This window comes from Thermoactinomyces sp. DSM 45891, assembly GCF_900119485.1.
In the GTDB taxonomy this organism is placed as follows: Bacteria; Bacillota; Bacilli; order Thermoactinomycetales; family Thermoactinomycetaceae; genus Baia.
The window spans coordinates 70,265-94,777 of record NZ_FPJZ01000003.1 but is presented as its reverse complement, the minus strand read 5'-3'; the positions used below and the strand labels follow the sequence as shown (position 1 = coordinate 94,777).

General features: G+C 42.8%; 20 protein-coding genes. All 20 read left to right on the top strand.

Going from position 1 to position 24,513, the window contains the following annotated elements; genetic code table 11:
- The first annotated feature begins 3 nt into the window (after nucleotides 1–3).
- The 20 genes from BT147_RS05145 (at nucleotide 4) to ftsZ (ending at nucleotide 24,369) form a co-directional block, all read left to right on the top strand.
- Nucleotides 4–780, top strand: a complete 777-nt coding sequence (locus tag BT147_RS05145; RefSeq protein ID WP_072331773.1) for an enoyl-CoA hydratase-related protein — start codon at nucleotides 4–6, stop codon at nucleotides 778–780.
- Between the two features lie 13 nt (nucleotides 781–793).
- The gene (locus BT147_RS05140; protein ID WP_072331770.1) at nucleotides 794–2,332 is read left to right on the top strand and encodes an acyl-CoA carboxylase subunit beta; all 1,539 of its coding nucleotides are present in this window, start codon (nucleotides 794–796) and stop codon (nucleotides 2,330–2,332) included.
- 81 nt (nucleotides 2,333–2,413) lie between these two features.
- The gene (locus BT147_RS05135) at nucleotides 2,414–3,364 is read left to right on the top strand and encodes a ketopantoate reductase family protein (protein ID WP_072331767.1); all 951 of its coding nucleotides are present in this window, start codon (nucleotides 2,414–2,416) and stop codon (nucleotides 3,362–3,364) included.
- A gap of 113 nt (nucleotides 3,365–3,477) precedes the next feature.
- Complete coding sequence (bshC, locus tag BT147_RS05130) at nucleotides 3,478–5,118, top strand: bacillithiol biosynthesis cysteine-adding enzyme BshC (protein WP_072331764.1); 1,641 nt, start codon at nucleotides 3,478–3,480, stop codon at nucleotides 5,116–5,118.
- A 184-nt stretch (nucleotides 5,119–5,302) separates the two neighbouring features.
- A complete protein-coding gene (locus BT147_RS05125) occupies nucleotides 5,303–6,565 on the top strand; it encodes an adenosylhomocysteinase (RefSeq protein ID WP_072331761.1) in 1,263 nt (420 codons plus the stop codon).
- Between the two features lie 127 nt (nucleotides 6,566–6,692).
- Nucleotides 6,693–7,124 (top strand): division/cell wall cluster transcriptional repressor MraZ, encoded by a 432-nt coding sequence (gene mraZ / locus BT147_RS05120; protein WP_072331757.1) that lies wholly within the window; start codon nucleotides 6,693–6,695, stop codon nucleotides 7,122–7,124.
- An 18-nt stretch (nucleotides 7,125–7,142) separates the two neighbouring features.
- On the top strand, nucleotides 7,143–8,075 hold the full coding sequence (rsmH, locus tag BT147_RS05115; RefSeq protein ID WP_072331754.1) for a 16S rRNA (cytosine(1402)-N(4))-methyltransferase RsmH: 933 nt from the start codon (nucleotides 7,143–7,145) through the stop codon (nucleotides 8,073–8,075).
- Between the two features lie 105 nt (nucleotides 8,076–8,180).
- Complete coding sequence (gene ftsL, locus BT147_RS05110) at nucleotides 8,181–8,558, top strand: cell division protein FtsL (RefSeq protein WP_072331751.1); 378 nt, start codon at nucleotides 8,181–8,183, stop codon at nucleotides 8,556–8,558.
- 57 nt (nucleotides 8,559–8,615) lie between these two features.
- Nucleotides 8,616–10,406, top strand: coding sequence for a peptidoglycan D,D-transpeptidase FtsI family protein (locus tag BT147_RS05105; protein WP_072331748.1), 1,791 nt, complete (start codon nucleotides 8,616–8,618; stop codon nucleotides 10,404–10,406).
- Between the two features lie 119 nt (nucleotides 10,407–10,525).
- A complete protein-coding gene (locus BT147_RS05100; protein ID WP_072331745.1) occupies nucleotides 10,526–11,215 on the top strand; it encodes a spore coat protein in 690 nt (229 codons plus the stop codon).
- Nucleotides 11,216–11,335: 120 nt separating this feature from the next.
- Nucleotides 11,336–13,267, top strand: coding sequence for a stage V sporulation protein D (locus tag BT147_RS05095; protein WP_072331742.1), 1,932 nt, complete (start codon nucleotides 11,336–11,338; stop codon nucleotides 13,265–13,267).
- Between the two features lie 89 nt (nucleotides 13,268–13,356).
- Nucleotides 13,357–14,844, top strand: a complete 1,488-nt coding sequence (locus tag BT147_RS05090; RefSeq protein ID WP_072331739.1) for a UDP-N-acetylmuramoyl-L-alanyl-D-glutamate--2,6-diaminopimelate ligase — start codon at nucleotides 13,357–13,359, stop codon at nucleotides 14,842–14,844.
- Nucleotides 14,841–16,232, top strand: a complete 1,392-nt coding sequence (locus tag BT147_RS05085) for a UDP-N-acetylmuramoyl-tripeptide--D-alanyl-D-alanine ligase (protein WP_072331736.1) — start codon at nucleotides 14,841–14,843, stop codon at nucleotides 16,230–16,232. Before BT147_RS05090 ends, BT147_RS05085 begins: the two co-directional genes overlap by 4 nt.
- A gap of 19 nt (nucleotides 16,233–16,251) precedes the next feature.
- Nucleotides 16,252–17,307, top strand: coding sequence for a phospho-N-acetylmuramoyl-pentapeptide-transferase (mraY, locus tag BT147_RS05080; RefSeq protein WP_218159111.1), 1,056 nt, complete (start codon nucleotides 16,252–16,254; stop codon nucleotides 17,305–17,307).
- Complete coding sequence (gene murD / locus BT147_RS05075) at nucleotides 17,308–18,678, top strand: UDP-N-acetylmuramoyl-L-alanine--D-glutamate ligase (RefSeq protein WP_072331730.1); 1,371 nt, start codon at nucleotides 17,308–17,310, stop codon at nucleotides 18,676–18,678.
- Between the two features lie 39 nt (nucleotides 18,679–18,717).
- On the top strand, nucleotides 18,718–19,818 hold the full coding sequence (gene spoVE, locus BT147_RS05070; RefSeq protein ID WP_072331727.1) for a stage V sporulation protein E: 1,101 nt from the start codon (nucleotides 18,718–18,720) through the stop codon (nucleotides 19,816–19,818).
- A 77-nt stretch (nucleotides 19,819–19,895) separates the two neighbouring features.
- Nucleotides 19,896–20,807, top strand: a complete 912-nt coding sequence (murB, locus tag BT147_RS05065) for a UDP-N-acetylmuramate dehydrogenase (protein ID WP_072331724.1) — start codon at nucleotides 19,896–19,898, stop codon at nucleotides 20,805–20,807.
- Between the two features lie 176 nt (nucleotides 20,808–20,983).
- Complete coding sequence (locus BT147_RS05060) at nucleotides 20,984–21,712, top strand: cell division protein FtsQ/DivIB (protein WP_072331720.1); 729 nt, start codon at nucleotides 20,984–20,986, stop codon at nucleotides 21,710–21,712.
- Nucleotides 21,713–21,852: 140 nt separating this feature from the next.
- Nucleotides 21,853–23,088, top strand: a complete 1,236-nt coding sequence (gene ftsA / locus BT147_RS05055) for a cell division protein FtsA (RefSeq protein WP_177239686.1) — start codon at nucleotides 21,853–21,855, stop codon at nucleotides 23,086–23,088.
- Between the two features lie 54 nt (nucleotides 23,089–23,142).
- On the top strand, nucleotides 23,143–24,369 hold the full coding sequence (ftsZ, locus tag BT147_RS05050; RefSeq protein ID WP_072331713.1) for a cell division protein FtsZ: 1,227 nt from the start codon (nucleotides 23,143–23,145) through the stop codon (nucleotides 24,367–24,369).
- Nucleotides 24,370–24,513: the final 144 nt, after the last annotated feature.

The window sequence follows — 24,513 nt, the reverse complement described above, 5'->3', positions numbered from 1 at the left end:
CTCATGTCAGAGATACGACTTGAGGTGGAACAAGGGATTGCTACTCTTACACTAAATAGAGCGGGTGCCGGAAATGCACTTAATTTTCCGACACTCTGTAGGCTTCGTGAAGTGGTTCGGGAAATATCTTGTCGTAGGGATATTCGAGTGGTTGTGTTAACAGGAGCAGGAGAGAAATTTTTTTGTGCGGGAGCTGATTTAAAAGAGCGAAAAACAATGTCTGAGCAACAGGTGCGTGAGTTTTTGATGACGATTCGAGATACATTTACGGAAATAGCAGATTTACCCCAACCAGTCATCGGTGTGATGAATGGATATGCATTTGGTGGTGGTTTGGAGTTAGCTTTATCATGCGATATGCGGATTGTAGAGAGTCATGTTCAGCTTGGATTAACCGAAACTTCTTTAGGGATTATTCCGGGAGCAGGAGGAACCCAGCGTTTAGCACGTTTAATCGGTAGTAGTAAAGCAAAGGAATTAATTTTTACAGCGAGGCGTTTGACATCTGCAGAAGCACTTGACTGGGGAATCGCCAGCTATGTGGAACAGAGCCGGACAGGAATGGAAAAAGCGTTAGAGTTGGCTAGTCAGATGTGTGCGAACGCACCACTCGCTCTTGCTCAAGCTAAGTTTGCGATTGATCGTGGCCTTGAAGCAGATATTCGAACGGGGATATGGGTGGAAGCGAAGGCATATGAAACGCTATTACCAACTGAAGATCGTTTAGAAGGTTTACGTGCGTTTGCAGAGAAACGAAAACCGAACTATCAAGGGAAATAGGAGGGATTTCAAGATGAACGATCAGTGGACAAAAGAATTAAAGGAACGAGTTCAAAAGATTCAAGCTGGTGGGGCAACCAAGTATCATGAAAAAAATGCGGAGCAAAACAAATTGTTTGTTCGAGATCGCTTGGAGTTATTGTTAGATTCGGGAACGATTCGTGTTGAGGACGGATTATTTGCGAACTGTATGGAAGAAGGGCTTCCAGCGGATGGAGTGATCACGGTAACGGGGAAGATGAATGGCCAGACCGTATGTGTTATGGCAAATGACTCTACAGTAAAGGCAGGATCTTGGGGCTCTCGTACAGTGGAGAAAATCATTCGCATTCAAGAGACTGCACAAAAACTAAAGGTTCCGATGCTCTACTTGGTCGATTCAGCTGGGGCACGAATTACGGATCAATTGGAGATGTTTCCGAATCGCCGTGGTGCAGGGAGAATCTTCTATAACCAAGTGAAAATGTCTGGAATGGTACCACAAGTATGTATTTTGTTTGGGCCCTCTGCCGCAGGTGGTGCGTACATTCCTGCATTTTGCGATATTGTAATTATGGTAGACAAGAATGCAAGTATGTATCTCGCATCCCCTCGGATGGCTGAGATGGTAATCGGTCAAAAGGTAACATTGGAGGAGATGGGCGGAGCTAGGATGCATTGTTCCGTAAGTGGTTGTGGAGATGTGTTAGCGAAAAATGAAGAAGAAGCGATTGAGATGGCTCGTCGCTATTTAAGCTACTTCCCAGCTAATTACAAACAGAAGACATCTAAAATAGAGGCGAAGTCGATTCAAGCAGGTATTAGGAGTATAGAAGAGGTTGTTCCCGATAATCAGAATGTAGCTTTTGATATGAAAGAAATGATTCGTGCCCTTATTGATGAGAATTCATTTTTCGAGATGAAGGAATTATTTGCAAAGGAGATTATAACAGGATTCGCGCGGTTAGATGGACGGGCTGTTGGGATTATTGCGAATCAGTCTAAAATGAAGACAGGTAGCCTATTTGTCGATTCGGCAGATAAATCAGCCCGTTTTATTACGTTATGTGATGCTTTTAATATCCCGTTGATTTTCTTATCCGATATCCCTGGATTTATGATTGGTACACAGGTAGAGCGATCGGGGATTATCAGACACGGAGCTAAGATGATTGCAGCGATGTCAGAAGCAACTGTACCGAAAATCTCGATTATTGTCCGTAAAGCATATGGCGCTGGACTTTACGCTATGGCGGGTCCTGCTTTTGAGCCTGATTGTTGTTTAGCTCTCCCAACAGCCAAAATTGCCGTCATGGGACCTGAGGCTGCTGTAAATGCTGTATATAGCAATAAAATCGCTCAGTTAGAAGAGTCAGAGCGTAATGAATTTATTCAGCAAAAACGAGAAGAATATCAAGAAGATATCAACTTATATCGTTTAGCAAGTGAGCTCATTATCGACGGTATTATCGCTCCCAATCGATTGAGGGATGAGCTAAAAGAGCGTTTGGAATTATACGAAAGCAAAGAAATGATATTTAGTGAACGCAAACATCCCGTGTACCCAGTATAATAAGTGATATGAAAAACAAAAAGGGGTCTTTCATAACGGCTCCTTTTCGTTATGCACGTGGAGAGGGGGAGAAAAGAAACCATGCGAATTGCTATTGTGGGAGCTGGTTCAATCGGATTATTATGGGCATCTCGATTATCTCGATTGTCCTATGAGGTCACAGTCTTAACACATACTATCGAGCAACATAAGAGGATTGTACAAGCAGGTATCTCTTGCGAGGAGCTAGACGGTCAAGTCAATCATACAAATGTTACAAGTTGTCCGATTGAAGAAACAAGTGAACTCTCCCCTTTTGATATTATTTTCATTACGGTAAAACAATATCAGTTACAAAACGTCATGGAACTAATTCAACGTTGTTCCCTTCCGTTTACCCAAATCCTTTTTTGGCAAAATGGTTTGGGCCAAGAGAAAGCCATTGATGAACTACAACATCGTCCTGATACCTATGTAGCCATTACTACGGAAGGGGCTTATCGAAAAAGCGATACCCATGTTGTCCATACGGGACAAGGAGAGACATGGATCGGTACCTTTCCTCATCAAGAACAGTGGAAGCCCCTTCTGCAAGATTTCGTGAAAACCATACAACCCATCGTCATTTCTCCCATTCGAACAGAAAATATGATTTTGAAGCGTATGTGGGAAAAGCTAGCTGTAAATGCAGTCATCAACCCACTGACGACGATACTGGAAGTGCCTAACGGGGAGCTACTCAGTGTAGAGTTAGAGAACATAATGGAAAAGTTAACGGTGGAAACATGTCAGGTGGCCAATCGTATTGGGGTGGAGCTAGATCACTCTCGAACGATCAAAAAAATAAGAGAAGTATGCAACTTAACATCACAAAATCTCTCATCTATGCTTCAAGATGTTCAGGGTGGAAAACAGACAGAGATTGATTCAATCAACGGCGCGATCATCCAGTATGCAAAGGAACATAAAGTCCCTGTCTACTGGCATGAGATGCTTTACACTCTTGTAAAGGCAAAAGAGGTACATAATAAGCGAAATACCAATACATTGTAGTTGTTTTCCTCGGGCTATCTATCGAACATCTTTGTATGCACATCATATTTTATGGTATTATTTATTTAGTAACTTACCTTTTTAAATTGAAATCAGAAAAGAAGGAATCACGAATGAAGATTGAGTGTATAAAGAATCCTTGGCAAAACCAACTAATGAACGATTATCTCGAACCAGAGCATCCAGTTCATTCTTTTTTCTCATATCATCCATTGAAAAGTTCTTCTTATCCAGTGCGTGCACAGGAGGTCTATGCTAACCTTTCTCAGCGAGTGGATCGCCAAAAATTGGTAGAGGTTTTATACGATTATCATCAACCTGAATTACTACACCCCGAAATAGAAGCAAATCTAGAGCGCTTGCGGCAAGAAGATTCATTGGTCGTGATCGGTGGTCAACAAGCAGGCTTATTAACAGGGCCTCTTTATACGATACATAAAGTGTTTACCATTATTGAATTGGCTCGAAAGCAAGAGCAGGAACTAGGTAAGCCGGTCATTCCAGTGTTTTGGATTGCAGGAGAAGATCATGATTTAGATGAAGTAAATCACATATGGATACAAAGGAAAGAAGGCATGCTAAAAAAGCGTTACCGAGTCGAGGCAGCAAAAAACAACAGGGAAGCAGTCTCGCATCTTACCATTGATCCGGAAGATCTGCAAAATTGGTTGCGGGAAATAAGTGAACACTACGTGGATACGCCATATAAAACGAAGTGGTTAGAAGCTTGTCAGGAACTTGTTCATGACAGACCATCTTGGGGTCGTTTTTTTGCACGTCTTCTTCATTCCTTATTTGCTAAATATGGTCTGGTGTTGATAGATTCTGCCGATCCTCACGTCAGACAAATAGAACGAGATTTTTTTCTTCGTTTGATTCACCAAAGTAAGCCGATCCAAGCATCTATACAAAAGAGTATTCAACAATTCCAAGAAGTTGGTTACGCGGACCCAATCCACACTCAACCAAATCAAGCGAATTTGTTTTTGATCACTGATCATGGTCGTGTTCTCTTAGATCGGGAAGGTGATCAGTGGGTGACAAGGGAAGGAAAACGAACCTTTACGACCTCAGAGCTCTGTCAGATTGCCCAACACACGCCAGAGCGATTTAGTAATAATGTCGCCACACGCCCATTGATGCAGGAATACCTGTTCCCTGTTTTAGCCTTTGTAGCGGGCCCGGGTGAAGTAGCTTACTGGGGTGTCTTGAAAGAAGCCTTTATTCACGCAGGTTTGTCTATGCCGATTGTGTATCCGCGCTTTCAGATCACCTTAGTAGAACGTCATGTCGATGCTCGAAAACGGGAATTTGGACATTCATGGGAAACATATCTTACAGAGGGAGCTTCGATCCGAGAAGAGTGGCTTAAAGACCAATTTTCTTTCCAAATCGACCCTTTATTTGAGGCGATGAAGAAACAAGTGGTTGATCTATATCAACCTTTGATTAAACAGATCCATTCTCAGTTAGGAAGACAGACAGAAGAGATGGGACAAAAAAACATCGAAAAAGTTACCGAGCAAATTCAATTTTATCAACGATTTGTCGAGCGTACGATGAGGGATATCCATCAGACCACCTTGCGCCAATGGGACGAATTGTTGCAAGGGATCTCTCCAAATGAGCAACCCCAAGAAAGAGTCTATAATCTGATCTACTATTGGAATGCCTATGGACTTGATTGGATTGATCGTGTTTTGCAGTTGCTACGTGATAAGCAATCAAACCATCATTTTATGGTTCATTTTTAAAGATGCATTCCTTTCTTGCAAGTGATTCCGATATAATAAAATAGTATCAAGTTTATAATTCATGTTATTCCGAGTGGTTAAGTGTGTTATAATGCATACATGTCCTTTCTATTACATACTATCCATAAGAGCAGATCTATTGTTTTATCTACAAAGTGATTAAACCTAGAGGAGAGTGCTTTGAATGAACTCATTAGAACGTAGTATTATTGCAAATCCGGCATTAGCACATGACGGAAGACTAAAAATTAATTGGGCAGCCGATCATATGCCAGTAATGAACCGTTTACGTGAACAACTAAAGGTAGATCGCCCACTAGCTGGATTGCGTGTAGCGATCTCTCTACATTTGGAAGCGAAAACAGCCAACTTAGCAGAAGTGATTCGAGATGCGGGTGCAGAGGTCGTGATTACGGGTAGTAATCCACTTTCCACTCAAGATGATGTGTGCGCGGCGCTAGCGGCAGATGGTGTTACGGTATTTGCGAAATACAATCCGTCACCAGAAGAGTATAAAGATCATCTCATTAAAACACTAGAAACCAAACCAGACTTAATCATTGATGATGGTGGGGATCTTGTAACTGTTCTTCACTCAGAGCGTCCTGATCTAGCCGAGCAAGTTCGAGGTGGATGTGAAGAGACGACGACTGGAATCTTACGTCTTCAAGCGTTAGAAAAAACTGGCGAGTTAAAATTCCCTATGATTGCGGTAAATGATGCACTTTCTAAATATTTGTTTGACAATCGATATGGAACCGGTCAATCCGTATGGGACGGAATTAATCGTACGACAAACCTAGTAGTAGCGGGAAAAACGGTTGTAGTGGTTGGTTATGGCTGGTGTGGACGAGGGGTTGCCATGCGTGCGAAAGGCTTAGGAGCGAAAGTAATTGTAACGGAGATTGATGCTGTGAAGGCGACAGAAGCGCATATGGATGGTTTTACTGTGTTGCCGATCTCAGAAGCGGCAACACAAGGTGACTATTTTGTTACGGTAACAGGCAATAAAGGAGTTATTACGGCTGAACACATGAAATCAATGAAGAATGGTGCTATTTTATCCAATGCGGGTCATTTTAATGTTGAGATCGACACCGAGGGCTTGTCAGCGATGGCAGTAAGTAAGCAAACGGTTCGTAAAGACATAGAAGAGTTTGTGTTAGCAGATGGTCGTAAGATCTATCTTCTAGCGGAAGGTCGCCTCGTGAACTTGGCAGCAGGAGATGGTCACCCAGCTGAAATTATGGATATGACATTTGCCTTGCAAACCCTATCATTGCTCTTTGTTCATGAAAATTATCAACGTATTGGGAAGCGCGTAATGGAAGTTCCTTACGAAATTGATGAACAAGTTTCTCGTTATTTCCTTGAATCTCTTGGAATCCAAATTGATTCACTTACTGTTGAGCAAGAGAAATATCTTGCTAGCTGGCAATTGGATTGATCAATCCCAGAAATTGTATAAATGTTCTAATCCTGCATTTGCATGCAGGATTTTTTATTTTGCGTGTGGTATACTTACCAATGTGGAGGAAAGTGGAGGGAAGTGGTGACGAGGGGAGGGATCCAAGATGTTTATGGGGGAATACAGGCATTCGGTTGACGATAAAGGTCGACTGATCATGCCAGCTAAATTCCGCGAAGGACTTGGTCAGTCTTTTGTTGTAACCCGTGGCTTGGATCATTGTTTATTTGCATACCCTCGGTCAGAATGGACACAATTAGAGCAGAAATGTAAAACACTCCCATTTACCAAAGCAGATGCCCGGAAGTTCACACGATTCCTTTTTTCAGGAGCGAGTGAAGCAGAGTTAGACAAACAAGGGCGTATCCATATTCCCCCACATTTACGAGAATTTGCTAAGCTGCAGAAAGAATGTGTTGTGATCGGCGTCTCCACTCGTGTTGAGATTTGGTGCAAGGAACAATGGGATTCTTATTATTCTGCTTCAGAAGAGTCATTTAACGAGATCGCTGAAAGCTTAGTAGATCTGGATTTCTAAGGATAAGGATGAGCACCATTGTTTAATCATGTAACAGTACTAAGAGATGAAGCTGTAGACGGACTAAAGATCAAACCAGATGGAGTATATGTAGATTGCACGTTAGGTGGAGCAGGTCATAGCGGATTGATAGCGAGTCGATTGAGTCAAGACGGTGTGTTAATTGGTTTGGATCAGGATACAAAAGCACTATCTGCTGCAAGAAAGCGGCTAGAAGGCGCGACATGCAAAGTCCATTTGGTAAAAACAAACTTTCGTCATATCGCGCAAGTAGTAAAAGATTTAGGGTTTACTGGGGTGGATGGAATTTTATTTGATCTAGGAGTCTCTTCCCCACAGTTAGATGAGAGTGAAAGAGGATTTAGTTATCACTATGAAGCCCCTTTGGACATGCGAATGGATCGAGAACAGGAACGGACAGCATTTGAGGTAGTAAACCAATACGACGAGGCAGAGATTGCTCGAATTCTGTACATATACGGAGAAGAGAAGTTTAGTCGTCGCATTGCTCGGCGGATCGTAGAATATCGAACAAGTAAGCCGATTGAAACGACAACGGAGTTAGCCGAGATCATCAAAGAGGCGATTCCAGCTGCTACCAGACGTAGTGGGCCTCATCCGGCAAGACGTTCATTTCAGGCAATCCGAATCGCTGTAAATGAAGAATTAACTGTATTTGAAGAAGCACTGGAGCAGGTGATGGAGATTCTAGTTCCTGGTGGTAGAGTCAGTGTTATCACATTCCACTCACTAGAAGATCGTATCTGTAAGCAATTTTATTTGGAACAGGCAAAGGGATGTATCTGCCCACCAAATTTCCCTATATGTACGTGTCACCAAAAACCAAAGCTAAAGATCATCACGCGTAAACCGACCGCACCAAGCGCTGAAGAATTGGAACAAAATGCTCGTGCACGGTCTGCGAAGTTACGTGTTGCTGAAAAAATATAGATAATAAGACCTTGTTTCATGTGACAAGGTCTTACAAACAGGGTATAGGTCAAGAAAGAGAGTTCAAAAAAAGAAATGTATAGGTAGCGTAAGGAGGCTATTTGGATGAGACAGGAACGTGGTAATGTTGCGGTAGCAAGACCGCTTACCCCTACAAGTACACAAGTCAAAGTAAAAAAACAACCCCTAATCAAAGGGCTTACTGTACCAGAAAAGCTATTATACATCGGAAGTGTCATTATATGTGTAGCCTTGACCGTTTTAGTTGTATCTCGATATGCTGAAACCGCAGAATTAAATCTTGCTATCCAGAAGGCGGACAAAGAGATTCAACAAGTCAAAGAAGCCAACCTTCAATTAGAAGCGGAGAAAAACAAGCTTCAGAGCGATACACGAATTCGTCAATATGCAGAACAGAATGGCTTGCAAATCATTGAGAGCAAGAAAATTTCTTCGGCAGGAAAAGAAAAAAACACACCATAGATGGTAATAGAATAATTAAGAATCTTAGATAATTTCTTTGCCGAGGAGAACCATTCTATGCAAATGACAGAAAAGCAGACAGGAAAACGAAGTAAATTTCGCTCTCTTATCATCGGGTTGGTCTTGTTGGGACTATTGACGGGTGTTACGTTTCGCTTACTGTGGATCCAAACGGTTGCCTCGTCCGAGCTAACCAAGGATGCAGAGAAAATTTGGAACAACAACAACCCGGTTTTAAAAGCGAAACGTGGAACCATTTACGACCGTAGTAAAAATTATGCTATGGCTTGGGAAGAACCAGCCTATTTTTTTACTGCTGATCCGAGCCAGGTGAAAGAGAAAGATATAGACAAAACGGCAACACAACTATCTTCCCTTCTAGAGATTTCAAAAGAAAATTTGACAGGCTTGTTGCGTAAAAAAGGAAAATATGCAGAGTTAAGAGACCGAGAAGCGGGCAAAATTTATTTTTCAAAAGAAGTGTATGCGAATTATCTTCGATTAAAGCAAAAGAAAGAACTAAAAGGGATTTATGCTTATAAAACAACCCAGCGACAATATACCGAAGCTGGATCAGCTCACCTACTAGGCTTTCTAAATAGTGAAGAGAAGCCAGTTGGTGGAATTGAAAGTACTTATCAAAACTTGCTTCGTGGTAAAGATGGCTATGTGAAATACAAAAAAGCGGCTAATGGAATGATGGTAACTGATGGACCTGAGTCGTATAAGCCTCCGATTGATGGAAAAGACCTTGTTCTGACCATCGATGCGAGTATCCAGACCCATGTAGAGAAAGTATTGGATCAGGCTATGAAACAGTATGAAGCCAAAGGTGCAACGGCTATTGTGGCTGACCCATCGAATGGTGAGATTTTGGCAATGGTAAGTCGTCCTACCTTTGATCTCCGAAAAGCGTCTACTACTTATAATACAGAAAATGGCCATAATATGGCAGTACAAAGTCAATTTGAACCAGGATCTACATTTAAGATTGTGACACTTGCGGCGGCTATTGAGGAAGGTAAATTTGAAGCAGATAGTACATATACTTCCGGATGTATCCAAGTAGCAGGCCTAAATAATCCGATTTGTGATTGGAAGAGAGGCGGTTGGGGTGATATCTCCTATCGTGAAGGGGTTATCCAATCCAGCAATGTTGGCTTTGTGAAGATGGGGGACCATCTGGGTTCTGAGAAATTATATGAGTATATCGATCGTTTTGGTTTTGGACGGATAACAGATCGGATAGGTCGTAAGACGGGCATTGACCTGCCGGGTGAAGGAAGCGGTTATTTTTTTGGTCGAGAGCTAGTTGCATCCGAATTAGCGACAACGTCTTTTGGTCAAGGGATTGCGGTAACTCCTATTCAACAAGTCCAAGCGGTTGGTAGCATTGCTAACGGAGGAAACTTGATCAAGCCTCACCTGTTAAAAGAAGTGATCGATCCAAAAACGAAAAAGACGGTCGAACAACCAGCGGTTGAGAAGCATCAGATTATTCGTCCTGAAACCGCAACCGAGGTGAAACAAATCCTACGTGATGTCATTAAAAAAGGTACTGGACAAAAGGCAGATGTCCCTGGCTATCGAGTGGCAGGAAAAACAGGTACTGCCCAAAAGCCGGACCCAAAAACGGGTAAATACTTACCTAATACTTATATCACCTCTTTTATTGGTTTCGCTCCAGCAGATAATCCTAAGGTTGTGGTATATGTGGCATTGGATGAGCCAAAGGGTGCAGATGCCTCAGGTGGTACAACGGCTGCCCCTGTTGCAAAAGATATTATCCAACAGACTATGCAGGTTTTACGTGTTTCCTCGCTGGAAACCGAACCCGAAATTAAGTAGTAGATGGAAACGTACATATGCGTTTCCTTTTTTTGTAGTCCAATACTTTCCTACATGGGTGTTTGTCTTTTGGGACAGTATAAGATCGGGCACATCATATGATCTAAGGAGGGGTTCTTATGAATAACGCTCCAAACATGCATGTTGGTACGGTAAAACGAAACCACAGTGGCCACGAAGTATTTGATATACATGAAGTTTTATCCGTAACAGTGAGCACGTTAGATTCATATACGATGTCCCGACAATATGTCAAGTGTTCAGAGCTATTAACGATTCTGGACCGTCAATATCAGTTTTTGACAGATGAGTACAATATGTTAGTCCAGGCGTTTTCCACGGGAGAAGACCCCGTACATGGAACGCTTCGTTATCAAATGACGCAGCATAATGATACCATTGTCTACGGAATGAAGCCTTCTCAGCCGAAGAAACCGATTCATTCGATGTTGGAAGTGAAGGATGAAGGTATTTCTGGTCATATGTTGATCATGCTTAAAACATTGGCGGGCATCCGAACTGTGGCTGCCACGGAAGCAACCAATCCAGTCGTGAGAAGGGTTCTAGCTGATAGCATTCCAAACTGTATTGAAATGGCATATGAAATTTTCTTGTATCAAAATAAGCATCAATATTACCAAGTACCTCAATTGGCGGAGGCAGATATGGCACAGATGCAAAATTCGTTTGGTCTAGCCACCAATCAGCCTCAAGTCTCTAGACAACTACAGGGTAGTAAAGTAGTACCGATTAACCAGACTCCTTCTCCTTCGAGTCCTATGAATCATGGATCACCCCAATCGCATTAAGCTGTTTATACCCTTCTGTCCAGTAGGCCAGAAGGGTTTTTTATTTGGAACATAATTGTCATGTATCAGAATCTTTATGAATAGGTATATGAGAACAAGTGGGACAAGGAGGGGACTCTTATGCGTGCGATACAATCCATCGTGAAAAAAAGATTGTTTGTCGTACTGATCATAGCAGTCCTGGTGATGATTACATTGATCGGTAGACTTTCTTATGTACAGCTAGCACAAGGAGAATGGTGGGCACAAAAAGCAGAGGAATTAGGGAGTAGAGATGCTGACTTTTTGGCGAAACGGGGTATGATTCTGGATCGGGATGGAAAGAAAATTGCGTATAATATAAGCGCTCCATCCGTCCTGCTCTTTCCTGCCATGATTAAGGACAAGGCTGGGACAGCAAAGAAGTTAGCAGAGGTACTTGAAGGAGACGAGAAAAAAATACTCGAATTTGTCTCCAAAAAAGAATCCAAGGTATGGCTAAAAGGTATCGGCCAGAAGGTTCCTGAAGGTAAGGCTAAAATTCTTCAAGAGATGCAACTACCCGGTGTTCTTATAACAGAAGATAGTAAACGGTATTATCCTTATGGGACGATGGCGGCACATATGCTTGGTTTTACAGGCGGAGATAATCAAGGTTTAGCAGGTCTGGAGTTAATTTATGATAAAAAATTAAGCGGTCAAAAAGGCTATATTTCCTTTGCTTCTAATGCAAAAGGAGAAAGAATGCCTGATTCGAAGGAAGAGTTTATCCCGCCGAAGCCTGGGAAAGATCTTAGACTGACCCTCGATCTAGATGTGCAGGCCATTATTGAGCGGGAGTTAGACCAAGCTATGGCTCAGTATAAGCCAGAAAGCGTTTTGGCGATCGCGATGGATCCGAACAATGGTGAGATTTTAGGAATGAGCAGTAAACCATCCTTCCGTCCAGATGAATATCAGACCACAGATTCATTAATCTATAACCGAAATTTACCGATCTGGAAAACGTATGAACCAGGATCTACTTTTAAAATCATAACCCTTGCTGCGGCGCTTGAAGAGAAAAAAGTAAATCTGACCGAGTCGTTTCATGATCCTGGTTATGTAATGGTAAGTGGTGCTCGTCTCAGATGTTGGAAGAAAGGGGGTCACGGTCATGAATCATTCTTGGAAGTTGTGGAGAACTCCTGTAACCCTGGGTTTGTCGAATTAGGAAATCGATTAGGGAAGAATAAGTTGTTGGATTATGTGAATCGATTTGGCTTTGGCAAAAAAACGGGTATTGACTTAAATGGTGAGGCTAAGGGGATTCTATTTAAGCCAGAGAGGATGGGACCTGTAGAGCAAGCAACGACTGCATTTGGTCAAGGGGTTTCCGTGACACCTATTCAACAGGTACGAGCTGTTTCAGCGGCTGTGAATGGAGGGAAGATGGTGGTTCCCCATGTGATGAAAGAGTGGGTGGATCCAGATAGCGGGAAGATAATAGAAGCCTATCAGCCGAAAGTAGAGGGTACAGTCATCTCAGAAGCTACTTCCAAAATAGTAAGGGAATCGTTGGAGAGTGTAGTCGCTAGGGGTACGGGACGAAAAGCTTTTGTAGACGGTTATCGGGTAGGTGGGAAGACGGGTACGGCTCAAAAAGTGGGTCCAAACGGGGGTTATCTGCCGAATAATCATATCGTTTCGTTTATAGGCTTTGCTCCAGCAGACGATCCCAAAATTGTGGTGTATGTGGCGGTGGATAATCCGCAAGGGATTCAATTCGGGGGAGTAGTAGCTGCGCCTATTGTAGGAAATATTATCGGTGATAGTTTGCGCCATCTGGGGATTCCTAAGCGCAAGAATCAGATCCCACCTGAAGATACACCTCTTACAACTCCGATCGTAGAGACTCCAGATTTCATCGGTCAAGAGTTAGACAAGATTCGTAGCAGTCTGTTTGATTTCCCCTTAAAGCCAGTTGGGAAAGGAAATGTAGTGATTGATCAGATTCCGGCTCCCGGTGAAAGAGTCAAAAAGGGTTCATCAATCCAGTTGTATTTGGGTGACAAAACAGAGATAGGAGATTAAAATAAAGATGGTATAATAAACGCCAGGACTAAAACCTGGCATTTATTTATTTCATACATACCTTGTTTTTTGGATTGAGGAGGAAAGATATGATTCTTCAAAATGTGATCCAGTCGCTTTTACTGAAGCAGGTGTCTGGGGATGTGGCAGTAGAAATCAGTGGAGTAGAGATGGATTCACGTCAAGTAAAGCCAGGTAATCTCTTTATTGCGGTTCGTGGTTTTACAGTTGATGGACATCGCTATATTTCACAAGCGGTCCAACGAGGTGCAGTCGCTATACTGGTAGAAGAGATGGTGGAGGTTCCATCTCATATAACAGTGGTACAGGTGCCTGATACTCGCCGGGCCATGGCTATTGTAGCAGATATTTACTATGGACACCCTACACATGAGCTGAAATTGATTGGGATCACAGGAACGAATGGGAAGACAACCACTTCTACCCTACTTCAGCATCTTTTCCTTGACCATGAAAAGAAATCAGGATTAATTGGAACAATTGGCATGAAAATTGGAGATCGGGAGCTTCCCACTTCCAATACAACACCTGAAATCCTTGAGTTGCAAAAGAGTTTTCGTATGATGCGCAATGAAGGTTGTGAGTATTCCTTCATTGAGGTATCCTCACATGCGCTTGATCAGGGTAGAACTCGAGGCTGTAAATTTCATATGGGTGTATTTACTAATCTAACACAAGATCATTTGGATTATCATGAAACGATGGAACAATACCGTGAAGCAAAAGGCCTGCTATTTAACCAACTGGCAAATCAGTATCTTGCTTCTGCGGATGAGCAGTGTTATGCAGTGTTAAATGCGGATGACCCCGCTTCTTCATATTATGCTCGAATCACACCAGCTCAAGTTGTTACATATGGAGTTGATCAACCAGCGGATGTAAAGGCAAGCAACATTCGGATTACACCACAAGGAACAAGCTTTGATTTGCATACGTTCCGTGGGAATGGTTCAGTGAATATAAAGTTAATGGGGAAATTTAATGTTTTGAATATGCTTGCTGCCATTAGTGTCGGCCTGATTGAAGACTTGTCTCTAGAGCAAATCATAAACTCTCTCGAACAAATCCCAGGTGTAGACGGACGTTTTGAGCCTGTTCATGCAGATCAAGATTATACCGTTGTGGTTGACTATGCGCACACCCCAGATAGCTTGGAAAATGCATTGAAAACCGTGCGGGAATTTGCTTCGAAACGAGTGATTACCTTGGTAGGGTGTGGTGGCGACCGCGATCGTACTAAGCGTCCTTTGATGGCGAAGATAGCAGCAGACTATAGTGATATTGCTATCTATACATCAGATAATCCGAGAACGGAGCAGCCTGAGGCGATTCTAGAAGATATGTTGTCGGGTGTAAAGAGTGTGAAGGCGGAAAAAATACATACAATTGTGGATCGAGCGGAAGCAATTCGATATGCGATTGAGCATGCTCAATCAGGAGATGTGATTCTGATTGCAGGAAAAGGCCATGAGACCTATCAAGAAATCAACGGTGTAAAAAATGATTTTGACGATCGAGTAATCGCAAGGCGGTTCATGTTGGAGGATTTGAAATGAAACGGAGTATAACTTGGATTCAAAAAGCGACAGGTGGACAGGCGGTCTTTGTGGAAGATAAAGATAGGATGACTTCTTCTGTCAGCACGGATACTCGCAGTCTTCAGCGGGGGGCATTATATGTGCCGCTTGTGGGAGATCGTTTTAATGGTCATCAATTTTTATCTCAAGCGATAGCAGCAGGTGCAGTTGTTGCGTTGTGGAATGAGTGGGAACCCATCCCGGAAGGTTGTTGTGAGATTCCGTTGATTGTGGTACCAGATACATTGACAGCTCTGCAACAGATGGCTAAGAAATATCGCGAAGAGCTAGCGATTCCGATTGTTGGAATTACGGGTTCCAATGGCAAGACTACAACGAAGGATCTTGTGGCCGCTGTTTTAGGTCAAGCGTTTCGGGTTCATAAAACAGTAGGAAATTTAAATAATCATATTGGAGTCCCTCTTACACTACTTAGTATCACAGAAGAGACAGAGATTGCGATTGTGGAGATGGGGATGAATCATGCAGGGGAGATTTCCTTATTATCTCAGCTTGCAACTCCTCAGATTGCGATTGTAACTAATATAGGAGAGTCACATATAGCTCACTTTGGAAGTAGAGAAGGCATTGCCGATGCAAAGTTGGAGATTATAGATGGCTTATCACCAGATGGAACCCTTATTTATGATGGGGATGAGTCGCTCCTAGATGAAAAAGTACGGAAGATTCCACAGGCACAGATTCGGATCGGTTGGGGGGAGAAGAATGATGAGGTGCCGAGGGACATAGAGATGCTGGGCACAAAAGGTTTTACGTTCCAATCCAGACAAACTCATCATCGTTATCGCCTACCACTAATAGGTCGTCATAATATAGTGAATGCATGCTATGCGATTGCTGTGGGGCGCTTTTTTCACATGAGTGAGGAACAGATCGCTCAGGGGCTCTTGCATGTTGGCATAACAGGTATGCGCTTGGAGATGATCACTGCTAAAAATGGAATGCCAATCATAAATGATTGCTATAACGCAAGTCCTACTTCTATGAAAGCAGCGATTCGCTTATTACAAGAGATGGAACCTTCGAAAGAAAAATGGGCACTACTTGGTGATATTCGTGAGTTAGGTGACGAGTGGGAAGAGTCCTATCATCGGGAACTGGGTGCATATGTGGTGGGAAAAGGAATTCACAAACTCTTTACAGTGGGCGATCGCGGGAAATGGATTGCTGAGGGAGCACAAGAAGTACGGCATGATCCGTCTTGCGAAATGATTCATTTCTCTAGTGTAGAGGAAGCAGGCAAATACATCGATAAGATCGGTCATCCACAAGCGTTGATGTTAGTGAAGGCTTCGCGAGCAATGAAACTAGATCAAGCCATTCGATCTTTAGTAGAAGGAGCGTAATGAAGCTATCATGACAAACATAGATATTCGAGAGTATTTAATCCCGATCATGGTTGCATTTGGTCTGGCTGTCATACTAGGCCCTATGGTGATCCCAACATTACGACGTCTGAAATTTGGACAAAGCATCCGTGAGGAGGGGCCGCAAGCCCATTTGAAAAAGGCAGGAACGCCTACGATGGGTGGGGTGATCATCTTAATCGCTCTTGTGTTGACAGCACTTCCTTTTAGTAGTTATTTCTTGTTAAACAGAGAAAGCGGCGATGCACAGATCATCAATGCAGACTTGTTCATCCTTCTATTTGCCACAGCAGGATACGGCATTATTGGATTTTTGGATGATTATATTAAAGTGGTTATGAAACGAAGCTTAGGCTTAACCGCAAGTCAAAAATTGTTGGGACAATTGTTTATTGCGGTAGTTGTATTTTATGTCTTATTAAGTGTTCGATACCTAAATACCCAAGACTTAGAAGGTGCGTCAAAGGCGATTTTTAGTGTTCATGTTCCTGGGATTGGAACCTATTTTATCAACTGGCTCTACCTGCCATTCTTGATTTTACTTTTAGTAGGTTTTTCAAACGCATTAAATTTAACCGATGGTTTAGACGGCCTTTTATCAAGTACTGCTGTGATGGCGTACGGTGCTTACGCAGTAATCGGAATTTGGCAAGGGAATCAAACGGTTTACATCTTTGCTTTTTCTGTAATAGGTGCCCTGCTAGGATTTCTCGTCTTTAATGCACATCCGGCTAAGGTGTTTATGGGGGATACGGGCTCACTGGCACTAGGTGGGGGGTTGGCTGCACTCGCTATTATTACGAAGACCGAGCTCTTACTCCCACTGATCGGAATTGTATTTGTGGTAGAGACATTATCTGTTATTCTTCAGGTTCTCTCTTTCAAGTTCCGCAAAAAGCGGATCTTCAAGATGAGTCCACTACATCATCATTTTGAATTGATTGGATGGTCTGAGTGGAAGATTGTAGCGGTTTTTAGTTTGGTTGGTTTAATCTGTGGAGCTCTTGGAGTGTTTTTCGAAATTGCTTTGCTCCATCCAGGAGGGGGCAAATAGATGACGGATCTGTTCCAAGATAAGCATGTAGTAGTTCTCGGATTAGCGAGAAGCGGTTTGGCTGTAGCAAAGTTGCTGATAGAGCAAGGGGCTAAGGTGACTGTAAATGATGCGAGAGAGCGGATCGACTGTGCCAATGAAGCGGATCCGTTAGAGCAAATGGGTATCTCCGTGATCTGTGGAGGACACCCTGACGATCTAATTGATCAGCAGATTGATCTAGTGGTAAAAAACCCGGGAATTCCTTATCATATTAAACCGATCCAGCAGGCGCTTAAACTAGAGATCCCAGTAGTAACAGAGGTAGAGATTGCGAGCCAATTTAGCAAGGCTCCTATCATTGGTATTACAGGTTCTAATGGTAAAACCACGACTACCACCTTAGTTGGCAAGATGCTACAAAATAGTGGAGTTTCAGCAACGGTAGCGGGAAATATTGGCCAAGCATTATCTGAAGTAACCCCGCAGCTTTCGAAAAACGACTGGCTCGTAGCGGAATTAAGTAGCTTTCAGCTAAAGGGAACGGTAACATTTCGGCCTAAAATTGCTGCATTGTTAAATGTGACTCCTGCGCATATGGATTACCATCAGACGATGGAGGATTATGTAGTATCAAAATGGAACCTATTTCAAAATCAAACTCCAGATGATGTTGCTATTTTGAATGCTGATTCTGCTATCTGTAGAGATTTAGCAGGAAGTGGGAATCTGAAGAGTCGTGTAATTTGGTTTTCCAAAGACGAAACGACCAGTCAAGGTGTATATATAAAAGATGGTTGGATCACTTCGAGTCTAGACGGGAACGAAATAGCGATTCTCCCTGTGGAAGAGGTTGCTCTACCTGGTTTATTTAATCTAGAGAATGTACTAGCGGCAACCGCTATCTCGATCATGGCTGGCGCCGACATCGAGAGAATTGCAGAAACGATTCGAACGTTCTGTGGTGTGGAACATCGGTTGGAGTATGTAGAGATGATCGAAGGAGTTCGTTATTATAACGATTCGAAAGCGACTAATGTGCAGGCGGCTTTAACGGCTCTTACCTCCTTTGAGGAACCTATCGTTTGGATTGCGGGTGGACTGGATCGGGGGGTAGACTTTCAAGAGCTCACTCCGGTTTTGTCTGAGCATGTACAAGCAGTGATCGCTTACGGAGAGTCGGCTCCAATCTTAGCATTGCGAGCGAAAGAGGCAGGTATAGAGTCCATTATTCAAGTAGATGATGTTGAAGAAGCTGTTTATTCCGCTCACGAGATTTCTCGCTTTGGGGATGTAGTTGTTCTCTCTCCAGCATGTGCAAGTTGGGATTTATATAACTCATTTGAGCAAAGAGGAAGCATTTTTAAACAAGCTGTGCATAGGCTTGTATAAAGAGAATGCTTCGGAAGCTTAAATGAGGTGAGCACGTCTATGCAAAAAACGAAAAAGAGTCCTGATTTTGTGATCGTAGTTGCTATTCTATTATTACTTACTATTGGGGTAATGATGGTATACAGCGCTAGTGCTTCAATGGCGTTTCACAAATATGGTGATAGCTTTTATTTTGCAAAGCGTCAGCTCTTGTTTGCGGCATTGGGCGTGTTTTTTATGTTTCTCGTAACGAATGTAGATCGGAAGAAGTTATATGATATGGCAAAACCTGCCGTGATCATATGCTTTATCTTACTAGTGATTGTTTTGATACCAGGTGTAGGGATCTGGCGGAATGGTGCTCGTAGTTGGCTCGGAATTGGGGCTTTTAGTATTCAACCATCCGAATTTACGAAGCTGGCAATGATTTTTTTCTTAGCGAAGTTGTTTTCCCAGCCCACTTTTCAAATCAGGCGATTTCGTAAAGGGTTCTTACCTGCTATGGGAATCTTGGGAGGAGCATTTGGGCTTATTATGTGCCAACCTGATTTGGGAACGGGCACGGTGTTAGTCGGGACAGGGATTTTGTTAATCTTCGTAGCAGGCGCAAAGAGGAAGCACCTAGGAGGATTTGCGCTGCTCGGCGTGGCGGGTTTTACGGGCTTGGTTTTAGAAGCTACGTATCGAATTAAGCGAATTACTTCTTTTTTTGACCCGTGGTCAGATCCGCAGGGAACGGGTTATCAGTTGATCCAGTCTCTCTATGCGATTGGCCCTGGTCGGCTCCTTGGGTTAGGATTTGGCATGAGTAGACAAAAACATTTATACTTGCCAGAGCCCCACACGGATTTTATTTTTTCGATTTTGTCGGAAGAACTAGGTTTCCTAGGTATTACCATTGTGATAACGTTATTTGGAGTGTTAATTTGGAGAGGCTATCGTACTGCGATTCGCGCGCAAGATTTGTTTAGTTGCTTAGTTGCCACAGGGATCACCTCTATGCTAATGATTCAAGTTGTAATTAATATCGGAGTCGTTTCAGGAACCTTTCCTGTTACAGGGATTACCTTGCCTTTTCTAAGCTATGGTGGATCATCCCTTACGTTAACACTTGTAGCAGTAGGAATTCTCTTAAATTTATCACGCAATACAAATAGATAAGGAACGCATATAAACATAGATGTGAACGAATCTCAGGACTCACTCACATGGTCTAGCATCTAGTAGGAGGGGACAAAATGAGAAAACCATTTGTAGAAGACTTGATCCGTGTAGGCGTTCAAGACATAAAAGAGAATGAGCTATTGTCCCGTCATACCACGTGGAAAGTGGGCGGACCAGCAGATTTTTTGATTAACGTAAAGACAAAAAATGAGTTAGAGAATGTTATGAAGGTAATCGACAAACACAAGCTTCCATGGAGAGTGATTGGTCGGGGTTCCAACCTCTTGGTCCGAGATGGAGGAATTCGTGGGGTTGTACTTAAGTTAGATAAAGGGTTTGAGTACTTCGAATTTCAAGGGACTAAGGTGATCGCAGGGGGTGGAACTTCCACTGTTATGCTTGCTACGAAGACAGCACGCCAAGGGCTTACAGGTTTCGAGTTTGCTGGAGGGATACCAGGGAACATCGGTGGTGCTGTCTATATGAATGGTGGAGCTCACGGTTCCGATGTTTCAGAGGTTCTCATTTCAGCAGAAGTGTTGTTAGAATCGGGTGAGTGGGTTACATTGTCTAATGAACAACTTGCATTTTCCTATCGTACATCAGTTCTACAGAAAGACTTGCGTGGAATTGTAACAGAAGCGACGTTTCAGCTTGAGGATGGGGATGCTGTGGCTATTACCGATGCATTAACTAGGTTTAAAGATCGTCGTCGTCAGACACAGCCTCTACAACTCCCTTGTGCTGGAAGTGTATTCCGTAACCCGGCTGGCGATTTTTCGGGACGCTTGATCGAGGAAGCCGGGCTTCGGGGATATCGAATCGGCGATGCAGAAGTTTCAACTATGCACTGTAATTTCATCGTAAATAGAGGTCAAGCAACAGCGCAAAATGTACTTGATTTAATTGCACATGTTCAAGAGACAATTCGTGAAAAGTATCATATCGAACTAGAACCTGAAGTACAGGTGATCGGAGAAGCCTAAATGGAGTAATGAACAGCTAACTTTTGAGTAAGTTGGCTGTTTTAATTTTTGTCCATATTATCAAAAAGGATTATTATTATCTTTTCCCCCTCACTATTTGTGGTAATATATATGGAAGATTATTGTGAGGGTACTCCATAGATTCGACAGGCAGATATAAGGAGAGGACGATTCGGTTGAATGATCGCGTTCCCCCATTACGAGTAAAGTCTGTTCGTAAAAAAGCCCCCTCGGTCTGGGCTCTGCTTCTGATCTTTTTGTTTTTTATGGGCTTCATGCTTGTACTTCTATTGCGCTCTCCTCTCGGGAAAATCGAACAAATTGTAATCGAAGGAAATCAATTGGTTCCACAAAAGGAGATTTCCAGCAAGTTAGGAACCAAGGTAGGCGGCTCCTATTTTGCATTTCGCCCTCAAGATGCTCAAAAAGCAATTGCGAACATCCCAGAAATTAAACGGGTAGAAGTACATAGGTCATTTCCAAGCAAGGTTACCGTTACATTACAAGAGCAACGAATGGTGGCATTTGTGAGAACAGAGGATGGATCTGTTCTTCCCCTTTTGGAGAATGGGAAGATCATGACTCAGCGAAATTCGGTTTCGATGCTACAACAAGCACCTATATTTGAGAAATGGGATCTTGCTAGTGGGGTGTTTCGCCAGGCAGTGGAGATGTTCTCACGTTGTTCTATTTCTGATTTTAGTGAGATAACGTATATTCATCCAGTAGAGGGAAATCCAGATCAAATGGTCCTATACAGCAAAATAGGACATAAAATTTATGTTCGTATCGAAGATTTACCTGAGAAGATGAAGCTTTATTCTTCCTTTCACAATCAGCCTTCCGGTACTTTGTACTTATTAGAGAGCGTATGGTTTACACCTGACACAGTACATGAACCCTAATATTAGGTATTGATGTAATTTATTTACTGTTTTTCGTTTTATAAAAAAAGGTGATCTTTCTTGATCTGTTGAATTAGTCAGAGGGTAATGCTTTTTCCTCCCAAAAAAGAGTTGCCAAATCGGGCGAGGAGGTGCCCAGTTTGAACGATCAGTTCATTGTGACGTTGGATATTGGGACTACGCAAATAAAAGCGTTTATTGCAGAAATGCATGCTGATGGTAATTTACAAATCGTCGGTGTAGGCACGGCCAAATCACTGGGGATGAAAAAAGGTGCCATCGTTGATCTGGACCAAGCAGTATTCTCCGTTCGCCAAGCCATTCAACAAGCGGAGCGAATGGTTGGAATAGAGATTTCCAAAGTCTATGTAGGAATTTCTGGGAACCATGTTGCCGTTCAGCATAGTCATGGTCTCGTTGCTGTTTCGAGTGAGTCTCGGGTCATCGAGAACCAGGATTTGGATCGAGTCTTGCAGGCGTGTCGTGTTATTAACCTACCTCAAGAGCGTACCATTTTTGATGTGGTACCTACCCAATATATCGTAGATGGAGTAAGTGAGATTCGAGATCCTCGGGGTATGTTTGGTGTGCGACTAGAGGTAGAGGCAATGGTGCTTACTGCAACTAAGACCGTCATACAAAATATGGAACGTTGTTTAGAAAAAGCACAGTTAGAAATTGTGGGTATGATTTATTTACCGCATGCATTGGGAGAAGCTTGTCTTACTTTGGATGAGAAACAGATCGGCGTCGTACTGCTAGATTTTGGTGGTGGGACCATTACGATCTCAGCCTATCACCAAGGTAATTTGACTGGAACCTCAGTCATTCCAATGGGCGGTGAATATCTAACGAGTGATATTGCCATCGTTCTTAGAACACATAGTGATGTTGCAGAGGAAATCAAATGTAAATATGGTTGTGCGTTAGCTGAGCTAGCAAATAAAAATGAAAGTTTTTCGGTTCAGACCCTCAATGATCAGAAGGAAGTTGTGTATCATCAAGACAACCTAGCAGAGATTATGGAGTCAAGACTTTCTGAGATGTTCTACCTAGTGCGAGAACAATTGCAGTATATGGGAGTGAGCGATCGCCCATCAGGTGGCTTCGTATTAACGGGTGGCGTTATGTCTACGCGGAATATTCTTGCCACAGCACAAAAATATTTAGGACAACCTGTCCGCGTGGCCCAACCAGAAAACATAGGAGTAAATGAGCCTAGTTATATGGGTGGAGTGAGTATGGTTCACTATTTGGATCAACGTGGGATGATTCAAGTACCTGAAACCATTCCTAACGATGTAGCTCGTTCCAAGAAACAACATGGGGAATCTGCTTTTTCTAAGATGAAAAATTGGTTTAGTGATTTTATATAATTCACTAAAAAACGAAGTTATGTCATTATATTTCGCATAGGAGGGAACCTGGTCATGGGTTTTGAATTTGGTATGGATTTAGACCACGAGATGATTGCACAGATTAAGGTCATCGGAGTGGGTGGTGGCGGTAGTAACGCGGTCAATCGTATGATTGATGCGGGAGTGCAGGGTGTAGAGTTTATAGCGGTTAATACAGATGCGCAAGCACTTCACCGTTCGAAAGCGCCTATTAAGCTACAAATCGGCGAGAAACTAACTCGTGGACTTGGCGCAGGCGCGAAGCCAGAAGTGGGGAAAAAGGCGGCAGAAGAGAGTCGAGAGCAGATTGAAAACGCTCTTCGTGGTGCGGATATGGTTTTTGTGACAGCAGGTATGGGTGGCGGTACTGGAACGGGGGCTGCTCCAGAAATTGCATTGATCGCTAGAGAGATCGGTGCGTTAACGGTAGGAGTGGTGACAAAACCATTTGCTTTTGAGGGAAAGAAAAGATCCGTTCAGGCTGAATCAGGTGTCACCTCGCTGAAAGAAAATGTAGATACATTAATTGTCATTCCAAATGATCGCCTGTTAGAGATTGTAGATAAAAATACTCCTATGTTAGAAGCATTCCGGGAAGCCGATAATGTTTTACGTCAGGGGGTACAAGGGATCTCTGATTTGATTGCCGTTCCTGGTTTGATTAACCTAGACTTCGCAGACGTCAAAACCATCATGACAGAGAGAGGCTCTGCCTTGATGGGAATCGGTTCAGCTTCTGGTGAAAATCGTGCCGCCGAAGCAGCCCGTAAAGCAATCTGCAGTCCATTGTTAGAGACTTCCATTGATGGAGCTCGTGGAGTTCTAATGAATATTACAGGTGGAAATAATCTAAGTCTTTATGAGGTGAATGAGGCAGCAGATATCGTGATGCGTGCCTCCCATGCGGATGTCAACATGATCTTTGGTGCTGTTATTAACGAAGATTTAAAAGATGAGATTCGTGTGACCGTGATTGCTACGGGGTTTGATTCTGCTAAAAATGATCCGCGTGTAGGAAGAAAGCCACAGATGAATTCTACCAATGGAATGCGTAATTCATCAGATCCTTATAAACCGCTGTTTCCAAACGATGGCTTCCGTATGGAAGATGCACAGTCAAACCAAACATCCTATGAAACGGCTTCATATCGCTATGCTCCTATACAGGATCAAAAGCAACCCAAAAATAGTAGGGATGGCAGAGTATTAGATGAAACATATGATATCCCAACTTTTTTACGTAACCAAATAAAAAAATAAAGAAAGTACTCTTATATTGAAGCGCAAATCGATACCGATTTTCGCTTCTTTTTTCTTTTTTTCGACGAAATAAATAAGATTTTTTGGGCAAGTTTCAACAGACTTTGAAATATAGATTAAGATATACTAAATTCATTCAGGAGA

What these genes read in the sequence shown, in the direction of transcription:
- bshC (WP_072331764.1), top strand. Translation starts at nt 3,478, where the DNA reads ATGAAGATTGAGTGTATAAAGAATCCTTGGCAAAACCAACTAATGAAC.
- ftsL (WP_072331751.1), top strand. Translation starts at nt 8,181, where the DNA reads ATGAGACAGGAACGTGGTAATGTTGCGGTAGCAAGACCGCTTACCCCT.
- BT147_RS05140 (WP_072331770.1), top strand. Translation starts at nt 794, where the DNA reads ATGAACGATCAGTGGACAAAAGAATTAAAGGAACGAGTTCAAAAGATT.
- BT147_RS05135 (WP_072331767.1), top strand. Translation starts at nt 2,414, where the DNA reads ATGCGAATTGCTATTGTGGGAGCTGGTTCAATCGGATTATTATGGGCA.
- BT147_RS05100 (WP_072331745.1), top strand. Translation starts at nt 10,526, where the DNA reads ATGAATAACGCTCCAAACATGCATGTTGGTACGGTAAAACGAAACCAC.
- BT147_RS05105 (WP_072331748.1), top strand. Translation starts at nt 8,616, where the DNA reads ATGCAAATGACAGAAAAGCAGACAGGAAAACGAAGTAAATTTCGCTCT.
- murD (WP_072331730.1), top strand. Translation starts at nt 17,308, where the DNA reads ATGACGGATCTGTTCCAAGATAAGCATGTAGTAGTTCTCGGATTAGCG.
- ftsZ (WP_072331713.1), top strand. Translation starts at nt 23,143, where the DNA reads ATGGGTTTTGAATTTGGTATGGATTTAGACCACGAGATGATTGCACAG.
- murB (WP_072331724.1), top strand. Translation starts at nt 19,896, where the DNA reads ATGAGAAAACCATTTGTAGAAGACTTGATCCGTGTAGGCGTTCAAGAC.
- spoVE (WP_072331727.1), top strand. Translation starts at nt 18,718, where the DNA reads ATGCAAAAAACGAAAAAGAGTCCTGATTTTGTGATCGTAGTTGCTATT.
- BT147_RS05125 (WP_072331761.1), top strand. Translation starts at nt 5,303, where the DNA reads ATGAACTCATTAGAACGTAGTATTATTGCAAATCCGGCATTAGCACAT.
- BT147_RS05095 (WP_072331742.1), top strand. Translation starts at nt 11,336, where the DNA reads ATGCGTGCGATACAATCCATCGTGAAAAAAAGATTGTTTGTCGTACTG.
- BT147_RS05090 (WP_072331739.1), top strand. Translation starts at nt 13,357, where the DNA reads ATGATTCTTCAAAATGTGATCCAGTCGCTTTTACTGAAGCAGGTGTCT.
- BT147_RS05145 (WP_072331773.1), top strand. Translation starts at nt 4, where the DNA reads ATGTCAGAGATACGACTTGAGGTGGAACAAGGGATTGCTACTCTTACA.
- mraZ (WP_072331757.1), top strand. Translation starts at nt 6,693, where the DNA reads ATGTTTATGGGGGAATACAGGCATTCGGTTGACGATAAAGGTCGACTG.
- BT147_RS05085 (WP_072331736.1), top strand. Translation starts at nt 14,841, where the DNA reads ATGAAACGGAGTATAACTTGGATTCAAAAAGCGACAGGTGGACAGGCG.